The organism is Providencia sp. PROV202, assembly GCF_028479565.1.
GTDB lineage: Bacteria > Pseudomonadota > Gammaproteobacteria > Enterobacterales > Enterobacteriaceae > Providencia > Providencia zhijiangensis.
Genome location: NZ_JAMPNV010000018.1, coordinates 66,371 through 82,657, shown reverse-complemented (window position 1 = coordinate 82,657; position 16,287 = coordinate 66,371). Strand labels below are relative to the sequence as shown.

The window sequence follows — 16,287 nt, the reverse complement described above, 5'->3', positions numbered from 1 at the left end:
ACTGAGTTATGACTCTGTTTATGTTATGTTTTACGCTATTCACTGTGACTGTTTAGCATCGAATCCAAGCTGGTATTCGGGTTGCGCTGAACAATCTCTGTCGCTTGTTGTGCAGTAATATTCAATTCATACATTAAAATGGCGCGACGCGGGTGGTAATCCACTTGCTTCAATAATGCTGCTGCAGTGTCGATATCAATCCCGCACACTTCCCCTACAATACGTTCAGCACGACGCAGTAATTTAATATTACTCGCCATCACATCGACCATTAAATTGGTATGAATTCGTCCTAAACGCCCCATGACACAGGTGCTTAGCATGCCTAAAATCATTTTCTGTGCAGTCCCGCTTTTCATGCGCGTGGAGCCAGAAAGCACTTCCGCCCCAACATCCGGCGCAATGGCATACTGGGCTAAATCACTCAGTAAACCGTGCCCACGGGTGGTGATCCCTACGGTTAATGCCCCGATTTGATTACCATATTCAATCGCCGCTAAGGTAAATGGTGTTCGCCCGCTTGCCGCAATGCCGATAATCACATCTTTTTCCGTTGCGCTACGTTCCTGTAGTTCTTTCACCGATGCTTCCGTTGAATCTTCAATATTTTCAACGGCTTTCAACATAGCTGAATGACCGCCCGCAATAATCGATTGCACCATTTCTGGCGATGTACCAAATGTTGGTGGGCACTCTGCACTGTCTAATACTGCCAGTCGCCCACTGGTGCCAGCACCCACATAAAAAATCCGCCCGCCTTGTTTTAAACGATCGCTAATCACATCCACCACATTGGCGAGTTCCGGCAGCACAGACTGCAATGCCGTTGCTACCGTGCTATCTGCCTGATTAATTACCGTTAACATGGATAAGGTATCTAAACGAGAAAACTGTAATGTGTCCTGGTTAAGTTCATTGTTCAAACAATCGCTAAGCGTATTTTCGGTTACTGACATGGCACACCTCAACTGAAACTATATTTCATTAAAAAATACTATTTATGAATTTTAATTTCAATTCTAATCATAACAAGTTATTCACTTGTGATGATTTACGTGACTGGCCTCACAACAACAACATGAAAAAGAGTGAAAGAATCGGTGGCAACGTTATAAACCGTTTAAGGCTGCCACCGGATGAGGATTATTTGACGAGCTTACAGCTTCCGAAAGCGGAAGGGATATGGAAGTCTGGTTTTACTGAATTTGGCTTGATCCAACTGATCCACTTACGCACTTGCTTAGGTTCACCGGCACTAAACTCGCCGCGTAGAATGGCACACATCAAGGTTTTCTTGTCATTATCTTGCCAAAGATTCAGTTTAGTGAATTCATCCATATCGATTTTCCCCGTTAACACATAACCTTCAGGGGTAATTTGTCCAACCGTTTTCAGTGTTTGCCAATTCCAGCTTGGATCGACTTCACGGTAAAAATTGGCTTTCGCATCAAATGTACGACCTGATGGATCCATTTCAGCCGTGTAATACGGTTTTAATTCAGGGCTGGTTGCAAAGAATAATTCAACGCGATCTGAGTCCAATACCGCCTGATCTTTATCAGCGTCTTTGCCTAGCTGAATGTCTTTATCATCCGCAATAAAGCGAAAATAGAGCGCATTGTCGCTCCATAATGCACGGAAATCGGTTTTTGGTGGTGTCTCATTTTCCCACGGATAGATAAAGTCAGTGAGCACTTCAGCCTGCTCCCAAACCGCTGCTTTTTGAGCATCTTCAAGGGAATTAATCTGCACAGTATGATGAATGGGGTACTCTTTTGCCGCCACGCTGGCGGTCACTAACAAGGTTGTTGCTGCAAATAGGGTCGTTAATTTCATGCCTTGCCTCACTTTATCGGTTTTATAATGTGCGAATAACATCATGGTGTTTTTTATAAAGGAATCGTTATGATTATTTAAGAAATAAAATTTCATAACATATAACAAATATAGAATTAAAATTTCACCAAGAGCAAGGCATGTTCAATAAAAACCCTCACATTGTGAAGAGGCTCACTGTTTATAATTTCGCTATTCTGACCTTAGACTTAAGGCTAACTTTTCACGCATCGCATCGATAACTACTCTTATTTTTAGCGGTAAAAAGGACGTTGCGACCCACACGACAGAAATTGGGTAACGAGCACTTTGATAGTAAGATAAAACCTCAACAAGCTGCCCTGAGTCTATTTTTTCTTGCACCAACCACTGCGGTAAATACGCAATTCCCGCCCCTTGAATAGTCGCCAACATAATTGTTTGCATATCGTCCATAACCAATTTACTGGTGGGTAAATAACGGTGCTCTTGCTGAGCTTGATCATGCACTTGCCAAGGTAAAATGTGACCGCCTTGTGTGTAAGCGATAAGTTGATGCTTTTCTAATTCTGAAAGTACTGTCGGTGTACCATTTGCCGTTAAATAATCGGGTGAGGCACAAAAAATCATTTTATGGTGGCCAATTTCGCGTGCAATTAACTGGTTTGAATCAGTCAGCTGCCCCACCCGCACTGCAACATGAACCCCTTCTTGCTGTAAATCCACATTCCGGTCATTCAATAACGTCTCAATCTCCAATTTAGGGTAAAGATTCATTAACTCAATCAGTAGCGGGATAACATATAAGTTTCCCAATAGCCGAGGCGCGGTAATGCAGACTTTCCCTTCGACATTACGTTTACCACTTTCCAAGAAGTTTGACGCTTCTTGCAGAGAATTCAACGCATGGCTCGCATATTCATAAAGCACCATTCCATCATCCGTTAATGCTTGTTGACGGGTAGTACGCTGAAACAGTGCAACGCCTAGGCTATTTTCTAAACGTGAAATACTTTTGCTCACTGCTGAACGTGTTACATGTAGCCGCTCAGATGCTGCGGTAAAATTTCCGCTTTCAACCACAGCAATAAAAATAGGTAAACAGTTCAAATCTAACTTGTTCATATTGGTGCTCAATTGGAAACAATATAAGGAAAGAATATCACTCATTGTCAACTTATCAAGCCAGATATACTGGCCACATCCTAAGTTGATAAGGAACAATTCCATGAAAATTTTAGTTATCAAATCCAGTATTAACGGTGCACAATCGCAAACCAATACCTTAATTCAACAATATCTGGATGAACGTAAAGCCCAAGGCTATCAAGACTGTGTTATCGAGCGTGATGTGGCAGAAAACCCATTACCCGTTCTCAATCAAGCCCGTTTCGCAGCATTAAGAGGCGCGGAAATTAGCAACCCTGATTTAAAAAATACAGCAGAGCTTTCTGATCAACTGATTGCAGAGCTTAAAGAGAGTGACTTACTTCTCCTTGGTGCGCCAATGTACAATCTCAATGTGCCAACTGAATTGAAAAATTGGTTTGATTTAGTCGTTCGTGCTAGAGAAACTTTTCGCTATACCGCAACCTACCCACTGGGGTTAGTGGAAAATGTCAAAGCGCTGGTGTTTAGTGCTCGAGGCGGTATTCATTACGGGCAAGAGACCGATGCGATTACGCCTTATTTAAACTCTGTATTAGGGTTAATGGGTATTAACGATGTTCAGTTTATCTACGCAGAAGGTTTAGATATGAAACCCGAAGGTTATGAGGCAGGACTCGCCAAAGCTAAACAACAATTAATGCTTCTCATTCATAATTAAGTTTCATAATTAAATAAATCCCCACGCTACATTATTTAATTCGTGGGGATTTTGTTTTCATTTAATTAACGAACAATACTTACTTACAACTGTTAATTGTCAGCTAATGCATTGTATTAATTAATATTTGAATAGCTTATTTCTTTATAAAAATAGACTGCACAGCAATACAGCAAACCATAATAACTCTCATATTGAGTAATCGAAAGCGCGAAATGAAAGCAAATATTATATATTGTATCATTTTGTTTCATTTAAGGATTAATAAATAGATTTTATTTATTGATCTACGTCATTATCAAAAAATTCTTTTATTTAACTTAAGATTTAACTCATAAAAAGAGTAATTTTCTGGCAGATATTCTAAGTTTTTTATTTCATTTGAATGTAACATTATATTTCATCATATTTTGAGTATTTACATCATTATTTAACCTATCTACAATTCGCCTCGTTTTGAAATCATCCAATCATACAAATCATATTTAACCAATCTAGGTAATTAACTAATTATCAATATAATGAAACTAAATGAAAAAACAGGAAGATTTATTAGAAATGCACGGATAAGCAAAGGGTTATCTGAAAAAGAATTAGCATCCTTAATATCAGTCAGTCAGCAACAAATATCAAGATATGAAAGAGGAATATCAACATTAAGTATTGAGAATATTTTAAGACTTTTAAATGCATTAAATATCCCCTTCGATGAATTCAGTAGCAAGGTAATAAAGCCAGAACAAAATAGACTTTTCAATTTACTAATTGATGAGCTAGAAACTGATGGTGTAATTCATGTAGGCAATCTCAAAAATACATAAATGTATTTTTCGGAGTGCATGCTTTATTTTTAATGCAAGCACCAAACAAGAAATAAATCCTTTTAAAACCTTATCTAATGGAAAGTAATATAATGAAACTTAAGTTAATCGCTATCGCATTGCCTATTTCTCTAGCTTTATCTGCAAATGTATTTGCAGAAGAAGGTCCTGGTGCTCCAGAAGAATTAGCTCCTGTTACTGTCGGTGGTGGCGTTGTTAATTTTGCGGGTACTATTGTGAATACCCCTTGCGTTATTGACAATGATGATGCTTCACAAACAGTTAATTTAGGTCAATACCGCCAAGATGGTTTTAATGGTAAAGACTCTGTGTCATCACCTGTTGGTTTTGATATTAAATTAACTGGATGTGCAACTGAAACATTCAAAAATGTCTCTCTGACGTTCGCGGGTATTACCGTTCCTGACGAAGAGAAAATCCTTGCTCCAGTAGCCTCACAAAGTGGACAAACAACTGCAACTGGCGTAGGTATCCAAATTTTACAAAACAGTAAATTAGTCAACGTTGATGGACTGAAAGCAACTGACATTATTAAGATGAATGAAGGTGATAGCACATTACGCTTCCAAGCACAGTACATCGCATTAGCGGATAAAGTGACTGCGGGTTCTGCTAACGCATCTGCCGATTTCACTATTACTTATCAGTAATATTTCTGTCTTAGCACCCGTGTCATAGCGGGTGCGCATTATTTATATCCGGAGTTTTTATGTTTTCGTTACCTAAAGCAAGTCATTATTATCAATGGCTGGTTTCGCTATTCTATTTTGGTTTTTCTTCACTTTGTTTGGCGGGTGGAATTACACTTGATAGCACCCGAATTATTTATCCACAAGAAAGTAAGCAAATTACTACGGGTATTCGAAATACCTCAGATAAATCAGCTTTTCTAGTTCAAACTTGGATTGAGGATGCCAAAGGAAATAAAATAAGCGATTTTATTTCTACGCCACCATTATTTACTAGCGCACCAAGAAATGAAAACACCATTCGATTAGTGTATGCAGGCGAGCAATTAGCGAAAGATAAAGAATCACTATTTTATTTTAATGTAAAAGCCATTCCATCCATTGATCGAAATGAATTAGCTGATAAGAATGCATTAATCCTTGCTGCTGTAACTCGAGTTAAACTTTTTGTTAGACCAAAAGGATTAAAAATCACACCAAAGGAAGCTGAAAACCTTATCCGATTTGGCAAGATTGATAAGCAGAAAATTAAAATATCAAATCCATCACCGTATTACATGACCTTAACTGACCTTCGTTCAGGAAATAATGAATTACCATCAACGATGATCGCGCCATTTAGTCATATTGAGGTTAATGCACCAGCAGGATTTGACACCAGTAAACTGATGTTTAGTTCAATTAATGACTTTGGTGGGATCACTTCGCCAAAACCCGCCATTTTCAATTAAGAATTAATCTATTTTATTTCAAATGGGAATAAGGTTTTCTATGTTCGTTTCACTAAAAAAATACAAAAAAATCATCAATAACCATTTGAGACCCTCATACTTATTTATCTGCCTTTTTGTCATACCAAGCATTCATGCCCAAGAGGGAGAAAATTACTATTTTCCACCTTCTTTGATCTCTATCGATTCAGAGCATATTGCTGATTTAAGTACTTTCGCAAGCCAAGGTTCACAATTACCAGGAACCTATGATGTAGATGTTTCATTGAATGGCAATCTCAAGTACAGAAGAAATATTACCTTTATCAAAGCACAAGATTGCCAACAGCAAGATGAGCAATTACCCAAATTCGTCGTGGACCAAACAGGGTTAATTCCACTGCTAACGTCGCATGAACTGGCTGAGCTGGGAGTCAATATTGATAGCCTTCCATTGCTGCAATCGGACAACCATCAATGTATTCCTTTAGCGCAATTGATCCCTAATGCGAGCACTGAATTTGATTTTCCGAAAATGAAATTAAATATCAGTATTCCGCAGATAGCGTTAAATAATTTAGCCAAAGATGAAATTCCAACTAACCAATGGGATGAAGGAATTAATGCATTATTTACCAGCTATACATTAGGTGTCACAGATAACCAATATCAGCACGATTTTAGTAAAAACATCTACTTGAATCTAAGAAATGGCGTCAATTTAGGGAGCTGGAGATACCGTGATAACCGCACATGGACCAGCTATAAAAGCAAACATAATCAAGAAAATAACTGGCAACATCTCAACAGCTATATCGAGCGAGGGATCATCCCTTGGCGAAGCCGCTTAGTATTAGGGGACAGTTCAACCAATAACACCGTTTTCGATTCACTGACGTTTCGTGGCGCACAATTGCGAACGGACGAAAGTATGTATCCGTCAAGTCAACAAGGGTTTTCGCCGATTATCCGTGGTGTAGCAAACAGTAATGCGACCATTGAAATTCGCCAAAATGATTATTTAATTTACCAAGCTAATGTCGCACCTGGTGAGTTTGCTATTACCGACTTAAACGCCATGAGTTCGAGTGGTGACTTGCAAGTCAGTATTCTTGAAGCTAATGGCGATATTCAATCATTTATCGTGCCCTATTCCTCTGTTCCCGTGTTATTACGAGAAGGTCGAATGAGTTATAGCCTGACAGCCGGTGAGTTTCGCTCAGATAACAGCCACTATGATACGACTCAATTTGGAGAAACAACGCTTATCTGGGGAGCATCTTCATTAACCACGCTCTATGGCGGCGTTCAATATGCCAAAAATTATCTGGCAGGAGCGGTCGGTACCGGCTTTAACTTAGGGACATGGGGGGCATTTTCAGCAGATATTACCCATGCTAATAGCCAATTAACCGATGGGAGCCGCTATCAAGGACAGTCACTACGATTTCTATACGCACGAGCTTTCCCTGAAACCGGCACGAATCTCCAACTCACAGGGTATCGCTACTCAACCCGAGGCTACTATACCCTACAAGAAACCTCGTTAAACCGGATGTCTGGTTGGCTATCACAAAATGAAACCCTTGATACCAATGGGCAACTGAAAACCAACAATACCGACTATTTTAATCTTTACGACAATAAGCGTGAAAGAATACAGACCAATATCTCACAAAAGATAACGGGGATTGGTTCCATTTATTTAACGGGTGTCCGCCAGAGTTTTTGGGAGCGAAATGGCAGTTCGGTTTCCATACAGTCGGGGCTAAGTAGCCAGATTGGCGATATTAATTACACGCTCTCGTATGGATTAAATAAAAATGTTGATCAATACGACGTAAAAACAACGGATAGGAATGTTTTCTTAACGGTATCCATCCCGTTACAGAAGTGGTTACCTCAAGGAGCACCGTCAATGTATGCCTCTTATAGTGTTAACCACGATAACCAAGGAGAGTTAGTTCAGCAGACCAGTTTAAGCGGAAGTTTACTGTCTCAGCAAAACCTGAATTGGAACGTTGCTCAAGGCTATTCATCGAGTAATGGGAATGATGGGAATATCAACTTAGCCTACCAAGGCGGCTATGGAAATACTCAAATCGGTTATAGCTACGGTCAGGATTACCATAAAGTTTCAACGGGTATTTCTGGTGCAGTAACCCTGCACTCTGACGGTATCATTTTTAGCCAACCCCTTGGCGAGACTAATATTTTAATTTCCGCACCGGGGGCAAGCGATATTCCCGTCGAACATACCAGTGGTGTGAAAACAGATTGGTTCGGTTACACCATCAAGCCTTACGCAACGCCATATCGTTTAAATCGCATTGCACTAGATAGCAGCGAATTAGATGAACAAACAGAAATTGAAAACAGCGTTCTTACGACGGTGCCTACTCGTGGCGCTATCGTCAAAGCAAACTTTGTGACTCGCCAAGGTGCTCGCGCACTCGTTCACATCGTAAAAAATGGCAAAAGCTTGCCTTTCGGCACCTTGGTTTCGATTGGCCACCAAACAGCAATTGTGAATGATGATGGGCAGGTTTATTTATCTGGGCTCGAATCCTCTGGCGAATTAACCGCTAAATGGGGACATGACGATGAAAACCAGTGCCAAGCCACATACTCGTTACCTGAAAATGCAGATCTGCAATCATTAATTCGATTTGATGTTAATTGCCAATAACCATTGGTCAATAACAAAACTATTTTAATCATTTATTTAAATAACAGGCTTAATATGAATTTAATTATCAATAAACTCGTGAAATTAATTTTGGTCGTCACCTGTGTTGGTGGCGCAAATATCAACTTAGCCAGCGCGGAAAGTGCAAGTGCGTTAGTTAAAATAAAAGCGACTGTTTTGGCAGGCTGCACACTTGATGCACCCGAGACGGTTTCTTTAGATAAAATTCCGAGTTCTGCATTTAATAATAAATTAACCGGAGATGACTTAGACGCTTATTCTAAAAAATTCACGTTGACCGCTACTTGCTCAGGAACCGACAAATATAAATACACCTTCAAAGCAAATGAAGCGGATGGTTCCTGTATTAAAACGGATGCTGACTTTATGCGCTACTGCTTAAAATTCGATGAAAACCATCTTGATTTATCGTCGACAACAGCAACGTTGGAAAGAGACAGCACCAAAGATGGGGATAAGACTGAAATCACTGTCGTTCCGCAGGTAGCCTCTACTTCAAGTACCCCTGTTGGTGACGTTAATGGACAGATTACGGTCACTATCGAACCGATGTAAATTGCAGATTAACCAGTAAGGTCAACAACATTGCGCCAGTTATTTATTTTCATTGTTTCATTGTTTCCGCTGTCTGTTTATGCGGAAACAACATTTATTCTAAAAGAAATTAAAGATGTATATATTGAAGAAATTACGTCCGCAAATAGAAGTACATTATTTAGATTTGCAGTAGATTACAGCAATCCCGACGGTACATCAGGTCCATTACGATCTGCATGCTGGCCAAGCTTAGAGGAAATGAAAACCGTTTTCTATAGTCATGGATTAGGGGTCTATGCAGAGACCTTTAATGATGGAAAAATTAGACTCAATGGAAGTGGTACAGTACTCGATTATTTTGGGGGAGATAATTCAATTAATGGACTTACATATGTCACGAGCCTGTCAGGGTTTAATGATGAAACCTGGATTTTATACTGTAGCATAGTGACAAATGATTACAGCGGGGGCCAGATACTGTTTAGACCAACAACTCTCACCTATACGATTGTAAATTTACATGCATCAAGTATGGCATATCCACATATCAGTGCACCTGCAGTTGTTGATTTAAAAACTTGTTCACCCAATGACAATCTAGAAGCGGTTATTCCATTAACGGTAGGCTTTGTGGGATATATGGGACAAAGTAAAAGAATGGAGTTAACCGTAAAATCTCATGATTTACCTGATGGCTTTGATATTGTTCTTGATAACCAAAGTATTCTTAATACTCAGCCCCAAGTCATTCAAATGCCAGCAGAGCAAAAAGAGAAACAGATTGAAACTCACTTAAAAGGAAAGTGCCCAAGTCAAGCAGGAGAATATATTTGGAATGCAGAATATATTACGACCATTCAGTAAACTTGATTTCGTATTTCATTAGTCACTCATTAATAAAAAAATCCGCCTAATGGCGGATTTACAATCAAAATGAATGCAGAAAAGAACAAATAAAGAAAAGATATTAATAATATCAAATTGATATCCTAACTTGTTTTATCAAAATAGCTTTCAATATCCTTGTGTGTATCACTTAGCTTCACGTTCGGAATTTCACCATGATAATCATTATTCAGCAGGAACCTTAACTCACTAAAAAAGTCCCCAAAATCAAAATCTAAAATAAAAAGAATACTTAATAATGTATCAACAGAAATGCGGCATTTACCACATTCATATCGCGAATAGTGCTGTTGTGAAATACCTAACTGACTAGCTACCTTAGAGCCCGAGAAACCTTTCTTTTTACGAATTCGTTTCAGCTCTTTGCCGATTATTACGGAGTAAACATGATTTTCGGGTTTACTATCTTCATCTACGCTCTTCATATTTTATATATCTCCCTGTACCGGAACGATTAAATTAAAGATTTAATTCTCGATCCTACTGATAGATAAAGTTATCCATTATGAGTGACCTTGATGGTGTCATTATTTTGAGTTTTAAAACCGTAACGACTTAATGGGGAAATCACTAACTCCTGCACTGTGTTTTTCACATTAATAGTTTTGCTTTCATTCGGTCTTAAATAAAATTGATCAATGGTATAAGCGTCATTGCTCGGTAATGTCGTGACTGAAGGTGATAAGCGAATAACTTGATCCCCTGTATTCGTCAACGTTAGTTGATTATTTTTTTGATTAACGGTGATATTTTTCCAAGGTGTTTGGCTTAATACCCCATTTGCTGGCGTAATCAGCATAGCCACATCTTGGCGAATAGGCATTTTTGCAGAGTTTTGCTTAACGGCACCGACCCCTTGAAAAGAAACACGCAAAATCTGTTCTTGTTTTAAATCTAACCCTTTCTTTAAAACAAAATTAATTTGCTGGCTTTCATTTGGTTCAATTCTAACAATTGGCGGAGATACCATAATATCTTTAGCCATAGGCTGAGAACCTTCTAAATCAGAGACTTTTGTTGATAATAAGATAGGTTCTTTCGATGTGTTTTTTACACTAAATACTTTGCGCTCTTCACCTGCATCTAAAATAACAGTCATCGTTTCTAATTGGAAACTCGCTTTTGCAGATACACTCATTAAGCCCATTAAACTTAAAAATGCGATATAAATTAACTTTTTCATTGAAACCTCAAACTTGTATTCAAATAATAGTAAGATTATTGGCAGATAGCATCTGCCTCTTCATAAAGTGATTCAGCGGAAAAAAATTCCGGTACGTTATATTTAATAATGCAATCATCAGAGTTAGGTGAGCGTAAAATAATGTCATCACCAATTTGCTCATTACTGAGTAATAAATTACCTTCCCCCATGATGACGCCCATATAATCACCTTTTTTATTAAGCACACTGGCGCCAAAAGGAACGTCATCACCATTGGCCATTTTGATGCTCAACAATAATTGGCGCATTGTGGTTGCCTGAATGCGCTTCGTCATGACAGTCCCTCTCGCCGCCGCAACGTCAAACGACGTCGTATCCAAACGCACATTCAGGGGCAGCTTCTCTGTATTTAAGTGCACCGTAGACTTTTGGTTCTTTGGTAACGATGAAATCGCTGCCGTACCAAAATGATTCGTTATCGTAGTGCCACTGCCCATCGTGTTGACTCTAACCCCCGGGGCATCCGGCACATACACAATGCCAAAGGTGTCACCTATAGGCACCGATGACGTTGCAAATAACCCATCGGAATACGCCATACCGCCTGATGCAGAGACCGTGACTGAGTGCGTATTATTCTGGGACATCGAACCGCTCAGCGAAATATTGCTATACGCATTGGCATTATTAATACTGCCATTCACTACACTCGTGCCATCATTACGACCAGCACCAACGGAATACCTTAAATTATCGCTGACTTGCTGATTGTAATTTGCCATTACCATGGTTTTATCTTGGTAATATTGGCTCTGCATACTGACACTTTTTTTCTTACCTAACGGCATCGATGCATTAATAAAAATTCGGCTATCTCGGTCATCACCCGTTTGGTAACTCACATTCACCGAAATATCTGCAATTTTTCGGCTATAGCCTGCTGAATAAAAAACAGTATCAGATTTATCGCCATAAAAATGATTATGGTTTACGTTAGCGCTAAAGCGCCCCCATGTAACATCACCCCAACTTGCAAATAACGAAGAGGTAGTTTGTAATTCTCCACTAAACCATCTATTCGTATTTTCTTGCTCATCCTGAGCGGGTTGCTTTTTTAATAATGAACTATCCAAGGTTGGAAACTTATTCGTACGATATAAAACAGATGCGCCGAATGTCATTTTTTCAAATGCAATATTGCTATTGAAATCGATCTGCTCCCCGCGCTTTTCATTATTTCTCGCACTTTGAACACCAATCCCCGTAGAAATCGGCGTTGAAAAATCAAAATAAGAGTTAAGTCGTCCACTCACCGCTTGAAATTGACTTGAATAAAGTACGCCTGCGCCATAATTTGACATGCCATATTGCTGGCTTATTTCTGCACTGCCAATAATGGGTTTATCTGTTCGCAGATCACTTTGGCTACGATAACGCCCCACTGAAAATTGATAACTCATGGGTGAAACCGCAGTTTGCTGGTTGGCTGTCACCACCTGAAACTGCTGTTTTTCACCATTATCTTGGAAAACAGTGACGTCCAGAGGCGAACCAATCACCACATTATTAATACGATTTAACTCAAAAGGCCCCGCTGGCACCATCGTTCGATATAGCAGCCGTCCATTTTGCTGAACTTCAACCGTTGACGGTGTACTTGCAAAGCCAGTCACCGGAACAACTAAAATATTCGAACCTTGCAAAGAGCTATCTGAGTAAATTTGCACACCATCCAGCGGTGTTCCCCCAAAAAATGCGCCTTGCGTATTAAGTTGCCCAATATCTAATAACGACTGCAAAGGTTCGATGCTTTTTGACAGTACGGTTTCATTAAATTGATATTGTGATTTTGAATCTCCAGCAGAGAGGCTACTGTTATTTCGTAGAACCCAATTTTGCCAGTTAATGCCTGTTTCAAACTCTCCTTGGTAGAAACGCTGGCTGTAATTACCGTTAATATGCATACCATATAATTGATAGTTACTGACAACACCAAACCCACCGTACGTTAACTCATTACCTTGTAGCTTTGGATCTAAATTCTCTTCGGCAACCACCATATCTATTTGGTAGGAGCTAGGATGTAATGCAATTTTTGCTTCAGGGTAAATTTGTTCGAATGTATTACATCCGTCAGTTAAGTTAACTTTTTTTAGCCTCAACTTACTCATTAACCCGTCAGTCAGGCAAAGCTCACCGTTTTCATTGATTTCAATATTCGCAGTATATTCATTACTGCCATTTAATTTTATGGTGACATCATGATTTCCGGGTAAAAATTGATTACCCTTCATAAAGAATTCAGCGACCTCTGCCCCATACCCTAGTGATTTTAAAGAGTCGATATCAAAATTAATTGACGATCCTGTATTACTCTTTATTGATTCAGATGCATCGGAATTATTTACATGCAGTACGACAAAAATTAAAAATAGCTGGCAATAAGAAAATTTATTTTTCTTATTCATTGTTATTTTTATTTCCAATATAAATTACTAAGAATTAAAACTATATTCCAAATGAAAATATAATATCTGCACTACCATCTAATTCCACAGCCTCAATAATAGGACCATTGGTCTCTTTAAGGCTATTTAAGATAGGCTTAACGGCTATATTAACGGTGAAGTTTTTGCCACTGGATAATACGTTTTCATTTGTAAACCATGCATATTTTTTCCCTTTAAATATTGCTCCTTGAATGCGCTGAAATGGCCCTGCACCTTCCACTGCACCGATTCCAACCGATTGACCATCTACTTTAGGTTGGTTAAGTATCAGCTGGTAATTCCCTAATCGTCCTTGGTTATTCACTTTCCCTAGTCCAAAATAATCTTCATTTCCCAACTGTGATGAATCACTTCGGTTATCCGAGAATTGAACAAGCAATTGCGTTGGCGTATTACACAACACTTGCCATGTTTTGGTGATCTCCGGTATTTCCGTTGCTTTAACCGCATTAAACTGGCGAGCATGCAATTGATTAAATTGATATTGCCCGCCATCAGGGATAACGATTTCACACGTAGGGGGTGACTCAACCTGTTCAATAATATTTCTATTTTGAAAAGTATGCGAATAAACTGCTTCACTAAAAAACAGACTACAATATGCAAACAACAATGTAGCTTTAGTTACTGGAGTGACAAATAAACGCATATATTCCCCAAGAAATACATCTCATTAGAATTTAATTAAATACCAAAGTTAAACGCCAGCACAGCTTCTGCTTGATAATCAACATTAGACGTCAAATCGATACCCGCTGTCGTTAATTGGTTGATTGAGCTAATATAAACGCTAGTTGTTACAAAATCTGCAGAGAATACTTTTCCTGCGGTTAATTTATTGGCGAATATTGTTGAGCTCTTTGTACCAAAACCATTAAGTATTTTTTTAGTCATGACAGAGTTATTTGCAGCGACACCATCACTTGCAATAAAAGCAGTTTTAGAATCAATCGTGACATCAGAAACAGCAAACATCACTGCACCGACGGATTTATCTGGACTATCCGAATTCACCATGAAAAAGTAACTATCGCCAGATGCTGTAGGCCATGGTGTACTTTGATACGTATCCGTTGCACGATAGGTTAAATATGTCTCTGCATCACAAGTCACAGTGACATTCTTTTTAACTGGTGACTGTAATACCGTATAGGATGTCTGATTCAAATATCTCGGCGATGTTGTTGCTAACTCAAAAATAACATCTGACTGTTCATTTCCATTAATTAAACAGGTTGGCATTGCAACTTTGCCTGATACTTTTATATTTGCAGTTGTATTAGCAAATACAGCTGGAGATATTAATACTGTCGATAATATTAATGGTGTTATTTTTTTAATCATAGTTCCGTTCCATAATGAATAGATATAAATTTATATCTATTCATTTCAATCAAAAAAATTAGAGAGAGAAAGCAAAGGCTAATGTTGCATGACCATCTAATTGTGCATCACCCGAGCTTGTTTTCAATTCAGAACTCAGCGTTGGTTTTACATCAAAGTCTGCTGTAAAAATTTGCCCTGCTTTTAATGTGCTTGCTGCTGTTGCCCACGCCATTTTTTTCGTTTTATCAATAAACATTGTTGTGGCATATGTTGCTCCATTCGAAATACCGACAGTTTGAGCAGCACTTGAAGAATCTGCTTTAACTGTTGCATTCTTCATATTGATTGTATAGAAACCAACTTTTTTATCGGTATCAAATAGACCTAAACCAAAGTTATATGCACTCGCGGTTAATACAGAACTCGCACGGTTATCAGTAGAGGAGAAAGTTAAATAAGTTGCTGCATCACAAATCACTTCAATGCTATTTGTTTTTGCATCAAGTCCTAAATTACCAGAAACAGGGAACATGCCAGGTGACACATCAAATACATATTCTAAGTCAACTTCATTCTGACCTTTAATAGTACAAGTTGGTGGTGTAATTGAACCTGATACTTTTAAATTAGCCACGGGTGCCGCTGCTAATGTCGCGCTTGAAACAGAAATTAAAGATAATGCAATTACGGTTCTCTTAAACATGAAATAAATCCTATAAAATAAAAATAATATTTAAACGAATAAAACCCCTCCTATTGGAATTTTAAATTAAAATTCAAACAAGAATATTTTAGATATTTATTTGGTTTTATTTATTTTCAAAATCGATTTAAAGCTAATAAACCTCATCAGCCTTATTAACTCGATGGAGCCATTATAAGCATATATTTTTAAGATTTGAATTAGGCTAAATAAAGCAAGTTATTTAATTTTGCCTTATTACAAAGTATTTCAGTATGTTTCATCATAGAAAACAAACAAGTAAACTCAATTACTCGTTTTAAGATTATCTATTGAATATATTTAAACCTAAAATCATCATAAAAAGAATACAAATACAGTGTTTTATATCAAATATACTTTTTATTTGTTCCGAACAGCGAAGAATTACAATTTAACACATATGCAGAGTAAAAATAAAAGATCAATAATTGACGAAAAAAGACAAGATTAACTTTATTTATCTATAAATCAATAAGATACTGACAGGCAGCTAAATGAACCATTCACACTTATACACAGTAAACT

The 16,287-nt window shown here is 38.2% G+C and carries 16 protein-coding genes; 7 read left to right on the top strand and 9 right to left on the bottom strand.

Annotated features, from left to right (window positions below; genetic code table 11):
* Positions 1–35 precede the first annotated feature (35 nt).
* The 3 genes from murQ to PR799_RS13715 all read right to left on the bottom strand — a co-directional run bounded on the left by murQ (position 36) and on the right by PR799_RS13715 (position 2,940).
* On the bottom strand, positions 36–956 hold the full coding sequence (gene murQ, locus PR799_RS13725) for an N-acetylmuramic acid 6-phosphate etherase (protein WP_154628235.1): 921 nt from the start codon (positions 954–956) through the stop codon (positions 36–38).
* Between the two features lie 187 nt (positions 957–1,143).
* The gene (locus tag PR799_RS13720) at positions 1,144–1,836 is read right to left on the bottom strand and encodes a carbohydrate-binding family 9-like protein (protein WP_272522444.1); all 693 of its coding nucleotides are present in this window, start codon (positions 1,834–1,836) and stop codon (positions 1,144–1,146) included.
* A gap of 192 nt (positions 1,837–2,028) precedes the next feature.
* Complete coding sequence (locus PR799_RS13715; RefSeq protein ID WP_272522443.1) at positions 2,029–2,940, bottom strand: LysR family transcriptional regulator; 912 nt, start codon at positions 2,938–2,940, stop codon at positions 2,029–2,031.
* 103 nt (positions 2,941–3,043) lie between these two features.
* Between PR799_RS13715 and PR799_RS13710 the strand changes: the two genes are divergently transcribed.
* The 7 genes from PR799_RS13710 to PR799_RS13680 all read left to right on the top strand — a co-directional run bounded on the left by PR799_RS13710 (position 3,044) and on the right by PR799_RS13680 (position 9,995).
* Positions 3,044–3,643: an FMN-dependent NADH-azoreductase gene (locus PR799_RS13710; protein ID WP_154628238.1), complete on the top strand. Its 600-nt coding sequence runs from the start codon at positions 3,044–3,046 to the stop codon at positions 3,641–3,643.
* A 521-nt stretch (positions 3,644–4,164) separates the two neighbouring features.
* Positions 4,165–4,464 (top strand): helix-turn-helix domain-containing protein, encoded by a 300-nt coding sequence (locus tag PR799_RS13705; RefSeq protein ID WP_272522441.1) that lies wholly within the window; start codon positions 4,165–4,167, stop codon positions 4,462–4,464.
* Positions 4,465–4,556: 92 nt separating this feature from the next.
* Positions 4,557–5,135 carry a fimbrial protein gene (locus PR799_RS13700; RefSeq protein ID WP_272522439.1) on the top strand — a complete coding sequence of 193 codons (579 nt, stop codon included), beginning with the start codon at positions 4,557–4,559 and terminating at the stop codon, positions 5,133–5,135.
* A 59-nt stretch (positions 5,136–5,194) separates the two neighbouring features.
* A complete protein-coding gene (locus tag PR799_RS13695; RefSeq protein WP_154628241.1) occupies positions 5,195–5,905 on the top strand; it encodes a fimbria/pilus periplasmic chaperone in 711 nt (236 codons plus the stop codon).
* Positions 5,906–5,945: 40 nt separating this feature from the next.
* A complete protein-coding gene (locus tag PR799_RS13690) occupies positions 5,946–8,573 on the top strand; it encodes a fimbria/pilus outer membrane usher protein (RefSeq protein WP_272522438.1) in 2,628 nt (875 codons plus the stop codon).
* Between the two features lie 54 nt (positions 8,574–8,627).
* Entirely contained in the window at positions 8,628–9,149 is a 522-nt protein-coding gene (locus PR799_RS13685; protein ID WP_154628243.1) for a fimbrial protein, read from the top strand.
* Positions 9,150–9,179: 30 nt separating this feature from the next.
* Entirely contained in the window at positions 9,180–9,995 is an 816-nt protein-coding gene (locus PR799_RS13680) for a hypothetical protein (RefSeq protein ID WP_272522437.1), read from the top strand.
* 125 nt (positions 9,996–10,120) lie between these two features.
* Here the strand turns inward: PR799_RS13680 and PR799_RS13675 are convergent, their stop codons facing one another.
* From PR799_RS13675 to PR799_RS13650, 6 genes are all read right to left on the bottom strand, one after another.
* Entirely contained in the window at positions 10,121–10,462 is a 342-nt protein-coding gene (locus PR799_RS13675) for a helix-turn-helix domain-containing protein (RefSeq protein WP_108479464.1), read from the bottom strand.
* A gap of 71 nt (positions 10,463–10,533) precedes the next feature.
* Complete coding sequence (locus tag PR799_RS13670) at positions 10,534–11,220, bottom strand: fimbria/pilus chaperone family protein (RefSeq protein WP_154628246.1); 687 nt, start codon at positions 11,218–11,220, stop codon at positions 10,534–10,536.
* Between the two features lie 35 nt (positions 11,221–11,255).
* Complete coding sequence (locus PR799_RS13665) at positions 11,256–13,670, bottom strand: fimbria/pilus outer membrane usher protein (RefSeq protein ID WP_272522434.1); 2,415 nt, start codon at positions 13,668–13,670, stop codon at positions 11,256–11,258.
* 40 nt (positions 13,671–13,710) lie between these two features.
* Positions 13,711–14,361, bottom strand: coding sequence for a hypothetical protein (locus tag PR799_RS13660; protein ID WP_272522432.1), 651 nt, complete (start codon positions 14,359–14,361; stop codon positions 13,711–13,713).
* A 35-nt stretch (positions 14,362–14,396) separates the two neighbouring features.
* Positions 14,397–15,056: a fimbrial protein gene (locus PR799_RS13655; RefSeq protein WP_154628249.1), complete on the bottom strand. Its 660-nt coding sequence runs from the start codon at positions 15,054–15,056 to the stop codon at positions 14,397–14,399.
* A 58-nt stretch (positions 15,057–15,114) separates the two neighbouring features.
* Positions 15,115–15,741, bottom strand: coding sequence for a fimbrial protein (locus tag PR799_RS13650; RefSeq protein WP_154628250.1), 627 nt, complete (start codon positions 15,739–15,741; stop codon positions 15,115–15,117).
* Between the last annotated feature and the right edge of the window lie 546 nt (positions 15,742–16,287).